The sequence below is a fragment of the Oceanobacillus arenosus genome (genome assembly GCF_003369575.1).
Taxonomy (GTDB): Bacteria; Bacillota; Bacilli; order Bacillales; family Amphibacillaceae; genus Oceanobacillus; species Oceanobacillus arenosus.
Window position 1 is genome coordinate 184367 of record NZ_PIOC01000012.1, and the last position, 12575, is coordinate 196941.

11 protein-coding genes are annotated in these 12575 nt (G+C 36.6%); 1 reads left to right on the forward strand and 10 read right to left on the reverse strand.

Annotation, left to right across the window (positions count from 1 at the left end; all coding sequences use genetic code 11):
* Positions 1 to 77 precede the first annotated feature (77 nt).
* From nth to CWR48_RS07925, 10 genes are all read right to left on the reverse strand, one after another.
* Entirely contained in the window at positions 78 to 725 is a 648-nt protein-coding gene (gene nth, locus CWR48_RS07880; protein ID WP_115772696.1) for an endonuclease III, read from the reverse strand.
* 4 nt (positions 726 to 729) lie between these two features.
* Positions 730 to 1407, reverse strand: coding sequence for a DnaD domain-containing protein (locus CWR48_RS07885; RefSeq protein WP_115772697.1), 678 nt, complete (start codon positions 1405 to 1407; stop codon positions 730 to 732).
* 234 nt (positions 1408 to 1641) lie between these two features.
* Entirely contained in the window at positions 1642 to 2934 is a 1293-nt protein-coding gene (asnS, locus tag CWR48_RS07890) for an asparagine--tRNA ligase (RefSeq protein WP_115772698.1), read from the reverse strand.
* 181 nt (positions 2935 to 3115) lie between these two features.
* Entirely contained in the window at positions 3116 to 3649 is a 534-nt protein-coding gene (locus tag CWR48_RS07895; protein ID WP_115772699.1) for a cell wall elongation regulator TseB-like domain-containing protein, read from the reverse strand.
* A 317-nt stretch (positions 3650 to 3966) separates the two neighbouring features.
* Positions 3967 to 6768, reverse strand: coding sequence for an ATP-dependent DNA helicase DinG (dinG, locus tag CWR48_RS07900; RefSeq protein ID WP_115772700.1), 2802 nt, complete (start codon positions 6766 to 6768; stop codon positions 3967 to 3969).
* 45 nt (positions 6769 to 6813) lie between these two features.
* On the reverse strand, positions 6814 to 7818 hold the full coding sequence (locus tag CWR48_RS07905; protein ID WP_115772701.1) for a biotin--[acetyl-CoA-carboxylase] ligase: 1005 nt from the start codon (positions 7816 to 7818) through the stop codon (positions 6814 to 6816).
* Positions 7794 to 8993, reverse strand: a complete 1200-nt coding sequence (locus tag CWR48_RS07910) for a CCA tRNA nucleotidyltransferase (protein WP_115772702.1) — start codon at positions 8991 to 8993, stop codon at positions 7794 to 7796. The genes CWR48_RS07905 and CWR48_RS07910 overlap by 25 nt, the downstream gene beginning before the upstream one ends.
* An 11-nt stretch (positions 8994 to 9004) precedes the next feature.
* Positions 9005 to 10141 (reverse strand): N-acetyl-alpha-D-glucosaminyl L-malate synthase BshA, encoded by a 1137-nt coding sequence (gene bshA / locus CWR48_RS07915; RefSeq protein WP_115772703.1) that lies wholly within the window; start codon positions 10139 to 10141, stop codon positions 9005 to 9007.
* A gap of 14 nt (positions 10142 to 10155) precedes the next feature.
* Positions 10156 to 10950 (reverse strand): 4-hydroxy-tetrahydrodipicolinate reductase, encoded by a 795-nt coding sequence (gene dapB / locus CWR48_RS07920; RefSeq protein ID WP_115772704.1) that lies wholly within the window; start codon positions 10948 to 10950, stop codon positions 10156 to 10158.
* Positions 10951 to 10981: 31 nt separating this feature from the next.
* Positions 10982 to 11338: a nucleotide pyrophosphohydrolase gene (locus CWR48_RS07925; RefSeq protein WP_115772705.1), complete on the reverse strand. Its 357-nt coding sequence runs from the start codon at positions 11336 to 11338 to the stop codon at positions 10982 to 10984.
* A gap of 176 nt (positions 11339 to 11514) precedes the next feature.
* Between CWR48_RS07925 and CWR48_RS07930 the strand changes: the two genes are divergently transcribed.
* Positions 11515 to 12390 carry a YitT family protein gene (locus CWR48_RS07930; RefSeq protein ID WP_115772706.1) on the forward strand — a complete coding sequence of 292 codons (876 nt, stop codon included), beginning with the start codon at positions 11515 to 11517 and terminating at the stop codon, positions 12388 to 12390.
* Positions 12391 to 12575 lie beyond the last annotated feature (185 nt).

Here is a 12575-nt window from a genome sequence, read left to right on the forward strand (position 1 = left end):
ATAGAAGGATAAGTACAAACAAAGAGAAGAGGTAACCTTGCAATATAGGTTACCTCTTCATTAATATTTAGTAGTTATTAAACATTCTTTACTCGCTTTTTTCCTTCTCTACATAGCTCGAGTAATGGGCATTCAAGACAATTAGGATTTCTAGCTTTGCAATGGTACCTGCCAAAAAAGATTATCCGGTGGTGTGTTACGCTCCACTCTTCCCGAGGCACTTTTCGCATTAAGGTTTCTTCTACCTCTATTACAGAATCTTTCCATCTGCAGATCCCCAGCCTTTTTGAAACTCGTTCAACATGTGTATCTACCGCAATTGCTGGTTCACCAAAAGCAATGGAGGCAACAACATTCGCTGTTTTTCTTCCAACACCTGCAAGCGTCATTAGTTCTTCTTTTGTCCTTGGAACCTCTCCATTGTACTCATCAATTAATACTTTGCAAAGCTTTTGGATGTTCTTTGCCTTTGTACGATATAGTCCTATTGAACGAATATCCTGCTGCAATTCTTCTAATGATACTGCCAGATAATCTTCTGGTTCTTTGTATTTTAGAAATAAATGGGCAGTTACCTTATTAACAAGCTTGTCTGTACATTGTGCAGATAATAAGACGGCAATTACCAGTTCGAATGGATTGGAATGGATTAATTCCCCCTTCGCATCGGGAAACATTTCTGCCATTACATCCAAACAATATCTGATTTGCTTTTTATTTAACATGCTTCTATTCTTCCCCTTCTAACCAGTTATAATAAAAGGAGGTGTCCCTCTTTTGTTGATTATCTTGTTTAATCACTTGTTTATTGTGGAAATTCTTGCTAGCGTCACGGGCCTGTTCAACAGAATGAATACCCTTCTTCTTCCATTCCCTTAGGATACGGTCAATATACTTGAAATTCAGCTTGCCCATTAAGACCGATTCACGTAGGCCTGCCTTGATTAAAGCGGGTGCAATTTCATCTTCATCTAACCATGCATTAATGGTTTCGATTTCAAATGGAGAAAGTGGTCTACCAAACTCCTGCTCGAATAAAATAAAAATCGTTCCCACTGCTTGCTCTTCTGGGACTGGGATGGGAGAATATAATTTCTCCCAAAGCGGGTCGAGTACGTAGGATTCACTTAATTGCTGCACATCATTTACTTGTTGTTCAATTGCTAGAAAATCCTTCTGAATTAGCTTACGGAGAATATTTGCACAATCTTTTTCAGAAATTGTCATCTGTTCTGCAAGCTCAAATGGCGTTGGAAAGTCATTATTAGCTTGCAGAAAGCGTAATAGATGTATTATTACCATTACCTCCCTCTCATCTAATCCAAGGTGATGGTAGCTAGTCAGCAATTTAATGGGAATTGGTAATTGGTTTAATAATATTTTTTGAAATGGAATTGATTTTGACATCTTTTTAAACACCTCATTATAAGTATATCATGAAAGAAAAAATAAAATCCCTTGCGAATACTGCCAAGGGATTTTATATGCTCAGCTGGTAAGAAAGAACAATACTACTCACCGACTTTGATTTCTAATAAAGGAAACTTCATTAATTGGGAGTAATATCGGCCACCACTTACAATTCTTGCTTTTTCTCGAATTCTTGAAGGGGGGTCTTACAGCCAGTTAATTTGGGATAAATCATGGGTATAGACGATTTAATAATCTTGGGAATGGAATGGTTTCACGGACATGATCAACACCGGATAACCATGCAACCGTTCGTTCTAATCCTAGTCCAAATCCTGAATGTGGAACACTGCCATATTGTCTAAGCTCTTGATACCACTTATATTCAGGACCTGTTAATCCATGTTGTTCATAACGCTCTTTCATTAATTCTAAATCATCGATGCGCTGAGAACCACCAATGATTTCACCGTAGCCCTCGGGTGCAATTAAATCAGCACATAGTACAACTTCCGGTCTTTCAGGATCTGGCTTCATATAAAATGCTTTAATTTCAGCAGGATAATTTGTAATAAATACAGGCTTTTCAAAACTTTCGGCAATCGCTGTTTCATGTGGTGCCCCAAAGTCCTCGCCCCACTCGATATCTGTAAAGCCCTTTTCTTTTAATAATGTAATTGCATCATCATAAGAGATTCTTGGGAATGGTGCTGTAATCTTTTCTAGTTTTGTTACATCGCGTTCTAAAATATCCAACTCTAACTGACAGTTGTCAAGAACCGATTTCACGATATAGCTTACATAGTTTTCTTGGACTTCTAAACTTTCGTCATGTGTCATAAATGCCATTTCCGGTTCAATCATCCAAAATTCAATTAAATGGCGACGTGTTTTCGATTTTTCTGCACGGAATGTCGGTCCAAAAGAAAATACTTTTCCAAATGCCATTGCAGCTGCTTCCATGTACAATTGACCGCTTTGTGATAAATATGCTTCTTCATCGAAATACTTTGTGTGGAATAGCTCCGTTGTTCCTTCTGCAGATGAGCCAGTTAGTATTGGCGGATCAATTTTCACATAACCATTTTCGTTGAAGAAATTATAAGTGGAACGAATGATCTCATTTCGGATTTTCATCACTGCATGCTGCTTCTTTGATCGTAACCATAAATGGCGATGATCCATTAGAAACTCTATTCCATGCTCCTTTGGTGTGATTGGATAATCAATGGATTCATGAATAACTTCAATTTCAGATACTTGCATTTCATAACCGAACTTCGATCTTGTATCCTCTACAATTTTTCCTGTAATATAGATTGATGTTTCTTGTGTTAATCCTTTCGCAGTTTGGAAAGTTTCTTCTGATACATCGCTTTTAACAACGACACCTTGCATAAAGCCTGTACCATCGCGTAACTGAAGGAAAGCGATTTTACCGCTTGAACGTTTATTTGTAAGCCATGCTCCAATTGTAACGGTCTGATCTAAGTGGTCCGCTACCTGTGAAATAGTTGTTTTCATAAAATATTACCTCCGTAAAACGTAAATTAATAAGTTAAAATGAATCGTTTAATCGTTGTTGCAGCTTCCAAATGTAACTGCTCCAAATTAATCCTGGTTCTTGTATATTATACATCAATTGAGTAGGATTACTATCTGTTCCGTTAAATTCAAACAATTTACCTAAAAAAACTGTTCCCAGCTACTTAACAAGCTTTGAAAAATGAAGCTGCTCTATCCGGCTTGCATCATCCATCGATAAATAATCGAGTACATACGTTGACTTATTGTCTTTATAATAAGCGATTTCCCATAATGGCTCGCCATCGACCAATGCTGGATTGATATGTACAAATTGACATTTGCTGCATTGATTTTCCCAAGCATTCAAGATTTGTTGCTCTGATATTATCCTGGAAGTATCGATTGTTGTAAGATTCTTTTCGTTGCCGTTTAATGGGTAGAAGATAATTTTCTCTTCATTATCTCCATTTTTTCCATACACGATATGGTAAGGACTGTCCCCATTATAGTGTTCAATCTTTTCAACGTCCGTTATCGCGGTTTGTGCCAAAATTTGCTTCTCTGTATCAGCAAACCCCGCTGTTTTACTATCATATAAATCATTATATAAAAATATCGCGTAAATAATACAAGCGATTGCAAGGACAAGCAGCGTCCATAAACTCCACTTTAGCCATTCATGCTTTGATGATTGCGAATATCCGTTGTTCATTATTCTCTCCATCCTATTTCAAGATTAGATCTTATGGTTTAATATTCAGTAGTGATTTCATTTCTTATACATCAATATTGTTCGGTTTAAAAAACTTCTTGTTTTATCAAAATTTACTAATCATAGGATGATGGCATGTTGCTAACACTAGAATTAAGTTGATATTATTTAGATGAAGCACCATTATAGTATACAATTTTTCTGTCAATTTTGCTTTATTTTTATAACTTTCAACAATAATTTTTAACCCATACCATTTTACCTATACTACTGACGAGTTCCAACCCCATCAGTAGTTTTTTCTTTTTAAAAAGAAATTAAAACCATTCCTCTGCTTTACTCATTAGCGTTTGAGTGGAATCAAAGGTTATTGGAACTTCTGGGATTGAATTGATGAAATGCCTTCCATATCTTGCCTTCATTATTCTAGCGTCACATACAAAGACAATTCCCCTATCACTTGTCGAACGAATTAATCTTCCAAATCCTTGTTTAAATCGAATGACAGCATTTGGTAAGGACAATTCCATAAAGGCATTCTTGCCATTCTCCTTCAAATAATTTGACTTTGCTTCATAAACCGGGTGTGCTGGCGGCTGGAATGGCAGACGAACAATCACGAGACAAGATAGATCATCCCCAGGAATATCTACACCTTCCCAGAATGAACTTGTACCTAACAGGATCGCTTGGTCGAAAGTTTGGAAGTTTTTCTTTAATCTCGCGCGACTTCCACTAGAAATGCCTTGTCCAATTAGTACGTATTTATTAGTATCGATAATCTCTTTTAATAAATGATACGATTTCCTAAGCATGTCATAAGAGGTAAAGAGTACAAGCATTCTGCCATCTGTAATCTCCGCTAATGATAAAATTGCTTCACATGTCGCATAAATAAAATCATCCGTGTCTCCGTAGTTTATATCCGGAAAATCGTTAGGAATCATTAACTGGACCTGATTTTGATATGTAAATGGCGAGCTAAATTTCTTTGTTACTAAGCGATCAGAAGGTATTCCTAAACGATCTTGAATAAAGGTAAAGGAATTATTCATCGTCAATGTTGCACTTGTTAAAATAACACTATCTTTTTTATCAAAGAAATCCGTTGCCAATAATTGGGAAACATCTGTTGGTTCACAATATAAATAAACGGCATTCTTCGGACTCTTTGTATCAATTTCAACCCATCTTACTTGTGGAATGATATCTTCTAGTAAGAATAATTGCTCTAAATGATCAATAAATGTTTGCAGTAATTTGGTAATGCCATGTAAATCATCTTTATCATGCTTATCTAATGGTGCATCCTTATCAAAATGCTGTTCAACGATTGCGAGTATATGGATTAGGTCTCGAAGAAAGAATGTAAGTCGAGTTACCATTTCCTTGATCACGTTCCATTTTTTTGATTCCTCTTTCGCGAAATCAAATCGATACTGAATTCGGCCGATATCACTTAATGATTTATTATTCTTTTGTTGTGCAATAACGTATTTGTATAATGTTTGGAATAATGTATCTATTTCGTACTTCGTATCCGCCAGAATGGAATCCCATTTTTCGAGAGGAACCTCTTTTTGATCAAAGGAATATTTTGCTAAAAATTTACCAAATAGTTTTGCTTCATCACTTATTCCAATTTGGTTCAAAATATAAAGCATGTTGATATTATCCAGCTTTAATCCATAGTGATGGGAAGCTGTATCTTCGATGTGATGCGCTTCGTCAATTATAACGCGATGATAGGTTGGCAAAAATTGATAATCATTAAACATATCAGTACATAGTAATGCATGATTCGTAATGATGATATCCGCTTGTTGTGCCTTTTTTCTAGCCTTTTGATAATAGGATTTAGAGAACCATGGTGAATATGCATCAATCATACCCTCAGCATCAGTAGAAATCCGCTTATAAAATAAATAGCCACTCGATGATAGATGTAGTTCGTCAATATCGCCTGTTTCTGTCTCTGTCAACCAAATAAGAATCATTGCTTTTGTTAATGTGATATCATAGTTCTCATGTGGATTCGAATTTAATTCGTGTGCAAACTTCTCTAAGCTTATATAGTGATTCTTTCCTTTCAATAATGCAGCTTTAAAAGGGAAACCAATTAATTTCTGAATCAATGGTAATTCCTCGTCTAATAATTGGGTTTGAAGTTGGGTAGTATACGTACTAATGACAATTCTTTCCCTTGTTTTCACCGCTTCATAAATCGTCGGAATCAAATATGCAAGTGACTTACCTGTTCCCGTTTCCGCTTCTATTAGTGCATGATTCTTTGTCTGGAACGAATCAAAAATAGTCTCTGACATCTGTCTTTGACCTGGACGTGGCTCGTAATTTTTCATATATTGCTTAATTGAGCCTGTTTCTTCAAATATATCATCTAAATACTCACCAAAAGATGGCAATGCCTCATTGGTGTCTACTGTTGTATCCTCGATTTGTTTAAAAGCGATACCATTGAACGACATGATTTGCTCATTTTCATTTGTTGAAAACGCTAATGCTTGTTGTCTTTCCAATAAAAGCTCATGTAAATCAGACTTTAACATCTTCTCTAAAGTTAGTAGATGTGTAATCGTTTCATATGGTAATGTGTTTATTTTCTCTGCTAATTTCAGAAATAGCTTAGCTGTGACATATGCATCTGACAATGCCCGATGTGGATCATCATGTACAATATTAAGATATTCTGCTAATTGTACCAATTTATATCCAGGTGCTTTCGGAAATAAAATACGGGACAGCTCCACCGTATCGATAACGGAATTATGAAGAATTTGCTTGTCGTTGTTCATTAGTTCCGCATTTAAGAAACCTAAATCGAAAGGGACATTATGCGCAATTAAATAGCTGTCCTGAAAGATTGAGATAATTTCATCTGCTTTTTCATGAAAGAATGGTGCATCCTTCACATCATCATCACTTATCCCTGTTAGATTTGTAATAAATGGCGGAATCGACTGGTTTGGATTAAATAGGGTTGTTTTCGTTTCTATAATTTGATTATTTTTGATTACGACAATTCCAACATCAATGATCTTGTCATCCTTTGTTGGAGAATGTCCGGTCGTTTCTAAATCAATGACTACATATTTTTTCACATGTATCACCTTGCTTTCTTACCCATTTACTATCGTAATTATCAATCAAATGATAGCATGGTTTTCATTATCGTCAAACCAGTCAATTTCAGCGGAATACAGTTTCTCGGTCGATCCATCCATTCGTTTAATTCGTAATGCACCATCTTCTTCAATCCCTAAGAATGTTGCTTGGAAGTGATCCCTTAATGTCTTGATTGTAATTTCTTCACCTATTTTAAAGCCATAGCTCTCCCATTTCCGTTTTACATCAGGAAAACCGTTTTTGATAAATTGGTCATAAGCCTTCTCAAATGCTACTAATATTTCTTGAATCAATCCCTTAATGGAATGTTCCTTTTCCGTTTCAATAAATAAGGAAGTCGCCTTATGCCGTATTTCTTCTGGTAGTTCAGATTCGCTTTGGTTAACATTAAGCCCGATTCCAATAACAATGTAATTAATAATATCCTGCTCCGCTTGCATCTCCGTCAAAATCCCAGCGGTTTTCTTATTATTAAGCAAGATATCATTTGGCCATTTGATTAATGGTGTTACATGACAATAAGCATGTAGGACATCTGCTAACACTGTTGCGGTTAATAGCGTTAGCTGTGGAGCTTGCTGTGGCGAGATTCTAGGTCTTAGAATCATACTAAGCCACATTCCTTTTCCCTTTGATGAAAACCAAGAGCGATTCATTCGTCCCTTCCCATTCGTTTGTTCATCGGCAATTATGATTGTGCCATGGGATGCGCCATTGCGGGCTTCGTCATGTGCAATATGCTGCGTCGAAGTTGTTGATTCTTTATGGACAATCGATTTGCCAATCCAGTCGGTATCTAGTCCCCAACGAATGGTATTCTCACTTAGTTTATCTGGATAGCTAATAATTCGATAGCCTTTATTTGATTTTCCTTCGATTTGATAGCCATCCTTCTCAAGCTCTTTCATATGCTTCCAAATTGCGCTCCTAGAAATCTCAAGTTCCTCTGATAGTAGTTGTCCAGAAATATATTGTTCCGAGTTATCTGCAAGCAGCTGGATTAATTTATTTCGGGTGGATTCCATTTTATCCACTCCTTTATATCATGTTCTGTATTTTGTAATCGACCGAAAATAATTTCCTTCTCAATCTTTGTTAACAGTTGTTTTATCCATGGTCCACCTTTCATGGTAGGAAACAATTTCATGATGTCATTTCCGTTAATGGCTATATCCTTTCCAGCATTTATTGGGAGCAGTTCTTTCACGCTCATTAATTGCTGTGGTGCAATAGAATTAGGTTGTAAGCTATTCATCAAACGAATAAATCCTTCATAATACGCTTCCTTTAGTTGATACACCAGAAGGGAATCAAGTCCATTTACTAGAAAGTATTGATATGCCTTTACTAATTGAATTCCTTCAAGTTTTATTTTATTGGAGCATTTCCACGCATTTACCCATGTTAATACAGATACTTCCGGATTCATGATGTGAAATAATGCGATTACTTCGCCGAAAGACTTCAAGGGTTGGAGTGATTCAGGAAGATTATCCAATATTTCCGGATGTTCACTAAATACCGGTAAATATTGTTGGATTTCCAGTTTTTGTAAATAATCAATCCCAATGTTTACAAAGTCACCAGAAAATAATTTCGCAAATTCATTCGTTAATCGCTCGATAGCTAAGCCCTCAATCTCCGCTTTCACATGCAGCATCGCCGTGAATGTATCCGGATGAATGGTAAAGCCCAATTGACTAGAAAATCGTAATGCTCGAATGATTCGCAGTGAATCTTCTGCGAAACGTTCTTCTCCATTCCCTACCGTTCGAATAACCTTTGCTTTCAAATCACGTTTTCCATCAAATAAATCAAGGATCTCCCCTTTAACATTCATTGCCAGTGCATTGATCGTAAAGTCACGGCGCTCTAAATCTTTGTCAATATTATCAATAAAGGTCACTGCATCTGGATGGCGTTTATCAGCATAGTCCCCGTCGATGCGAAATGTCGTTACCTCATATGATTGATGTTCATGACGAACAATAACCGTACCATGTTCAATCCCAACCGGAATAACTTTAAGAAAAATCTTCTGAATTTGTTCCGGTGTTGCTGATGTTGTAATATCGATATCGCCAATTGGACGATTTAATAACAAGTCACGAACACAGCCACCAACATAATATGCTTGCTGCTGGTGTGCTTCAATCTGCTCGAGAATTGGTTGTGCTACTAAAAAAGGTTCTGTTAACATAAAATCACCATTTATTCTGTTATTCCTTCACTCAATACTTTATCATAAACCGTTAAATATTGTTTCACGATAGCATTCGAATGGAAGGTCTTTCTAGCATGTGTTCGCGCATTTTTTGAAAGACGGATGCGTTCTGTTTCGTCGGTTAATATATCAATGCAATACAAAGCAGATTGGTTAATGTCGCCTAAATCTACAAGGTAGCCAGTTTCCCCGTGTTTTATAACTTCTGGAATTCCACCTACATTGGTAGCAATACATGGTACTTCACAGGAATTTGCTTCTAGTAAAACGAGTCCAAAGCTTTCTTTTTCCGATAATAAGAGCAAAACATCGGAAATGGATAATAATTTGCTTATATTATTCTGTTTCCCTAAAAATATCACATCATCAACTAAATGCAATTCATGTACTAACTTCTGCATACTGGAATATTCCGGTCCATCCCCAACTAGCAACAGCTTGCTCTTTACGCTGTCCCGAACACGTTGGAAGGTGTAAATAACATCCTGTACCCGCTTCACTTTTCGAAAATTCGATATGTGAATCATTACTTTTTCATCCTGGGCGATGCCGTATTGCTGTTTTAATAATGGTTGATTTGCTTTCACATACTCGCTTTCATTTACGAAATTATAAATAACTTCGATCTCTTTATTTACTTGCAGCATCTCTTTCGTTTGGTTGACCAAGCTTTTGGAAACAGCTGTAGTTGCATCCGACTGTTCAATCGCATATTTTATCATTTTTTTAAATGTTGTATCAATACCAAGGACCGTAATATCGGTACCATGTAGCGTCGTTACTATTTTTACATTATGGCTCGCAATCTCCCGTGCCAGAATTGCACAAATCGCATGTGGCATTGCATAATGTACATGAAGAATATCAAGTTGTTCTTGATCAATAATCTCCGCCATTTTTGATGTGAGTGCAAGATCATATGGCGGATATTGAAAAACGGGATAATGATTTATTTCTACCTCGTGATAAAAGATTCTAGGATGAAAGTTATCTAAACGAAATGGAATGCTCGATGAGATAAAATGAATTTCATGGCCAGCTTCAGCCAGCAACTTCCCTAGTTCTGTAGCGATGACACCAGAGCCTCCAACCGTTGGATAACAGGTTATTCCTATTTTCATTATGTGTCATCTCAATTCTATAAAATATTTTCTAATCCGTAGACAAGCTCGTCTAAATCCATTACCTTTTCTATTGAAAATTTGATTCCCTCCATAAAGGAACCGCGGTTAAAAGAATCATGTTTAATTGTTAAGAGCTGCCCTTTACTTCCAAAGATAACTTCTTGGTGGGCTACAAGACCTGGTAGACGAACACTATGGATTCTCATCCCATCGAATTCTGCACCTCTTGCCCCATTAATGGTTTCTCTCTCGTTAGGATGTCCTTGTTTTTTAATGCTTCTTGATTCTCTTATTAGTTCTGCAGTTTTAATTGCGGTTCCTGAAGGTGCATCGAGCTTATTATCATGATGCTTCTCGATAATTTCTATGTCAGGAAAATATTTAGCTGCCATTTGTGAAAATTTCATCATGAGAACAGCACCGATGGCGAAATTGGGGGCGATTATCGCTCCGATATTTTTTTCCTTTGCTAAAGCCGTTAATTCACTAATTTGCTCAGAGGTAAAACCAGAAGTACCGACGACAGGCCGGATATTATGTTTAATTGCTGCTAATGTATGTAAGAAACCTACTTCTGGTATTGTTAAATCAATGAATACATCCGCATTAACGCTCTCGAAACATGCTTCAACATCTTCAAAAACAGGAATATTTAATGCAGGTTGGTTTTCGATATCTTCTAAGGATTTTCCGCCGTTTTTTCGATCGATACAAGCTATTAATCGGAAATTTTCTTCTTTATTAATCATATTAATTGCTTCCGACCCCATTTTGCCTCGTGGACCTGCTACTATTATATTTATTGTCATGAATAATTCCTCCTATACGAAATCGTATCAATTATGAATCTTTACGTGTCCAGCGATCCTTATCTCTCATTTCAAACTTTGTCATTGCGAGGTCAAATGCCTTTGAAAGGTCAATATCAAGTGAATTTGCAATGCATGTAAGGACAAAGATAATATCCCCAAGCTCTTCCTCTACCGTTTTCTCTACTTCGGCTGATTTCTTTGGTTTCTCGCCATAATAATGATTTACTTCCCTGGCAAGCTCGCCGACTTCCTCTGTCATTCTTGCCATTAAACTTAAGGGTGAAAAATAACCTTCTTTAAATTGTGATATATAATCATCAACCCGTTTTTGGATTTCTGCTGTATTGTATAATGTTTTTTCGATGATAATTACCCCTTTATGCATAAGATTCTATCTTTATGTTAGCGAATGGATTGTGTTTTGACAAATTTTTTCTTCTATTGATCATCATGCCTATGGAAGATAATAGGTGAAGGGTGGAATAAATTGTTATTATTATCCAAAGTGATTATAATAAGAAAGGAATTTGTAAAAAGTAATCGAAATTGGGAGGTTCCCGTATGAAGGTTAGACTAAAGCTTAAAAATATTTTATTCATTTTATTAGGTGCCGCTATTTTTTCTTTCGGTATTGTTCACTTCAACATGCAACATAACCTAAGTGAAGGTGGATTTACTGGTATTACATTATTATTTTATTTCTTATGGGGCTGGGATCCAGCAATAATGAATATTGTATTAAATGTCCCAGTGTTTTTCGTCGGATGGAAATACCTTGGTAGATCTACATTTTATTATACTATCATTGGAACCGTTGCGGTATCCGTATTCTTAAGTATTTTTCAAAAGTATCAATTCCCAATTAATTTACAAAACGATATGACGCTTGTCGCTCTATTTGCAGGTGTGTTTATCGGTGTCGGACTTGGAATTATCTTCCGCTTCGGTGGAACTACTGGTGGAGTCGATATCATCGCTCGAATCGTGAATAAATATGTTGGCTGGAGTATGGGAAGAACAATGTTCATCTTTGACTTCATCGTTATCACGACGTCCATCTTCATTATTCTGGAGCTGAATCAAGGGATGTACACACTTGTTGCTGTTTACATCGGTGCACGGGTGATTGATTTCCTTCAAGAAGGCGCATATTCAGCAAAAGGTACGATGATAATCTCCAATCGAAGTGATGAAGTAGCACAAACAATTTTGAAAAAAATGGACCGTGGAGTTACTGTTCTAGATGGACGTGGGAGTTACTCTGGAGAGAAACGAGAAGTACTCTATTGTATTGTTGCACGAAATGAAATTGTTCATCTGAAAAGTATCATTAATCAGATTGACCCACATGCATTTGTTGCCGTTACAACCGTACATGATGTACTTGGGGAAGGATTTACATTGGATGAGAATAAAAATCCAATAAGAGAACAATAAACCAAAGCGCTAGTGCTCGACGTGGCTGTTCTCGGTAATTAAGTTATCCACAGCATCCAATTTTATAGTTTCCTAAACGAAAAAAGGGATGAAATGGTGGTTACCCCTAAAAGTTAGAGTTTTTATTATGCAGCTGATTGGCTGGATTGAGTTCGGTATTCGACTGGACTCAATCCAGCCAATTT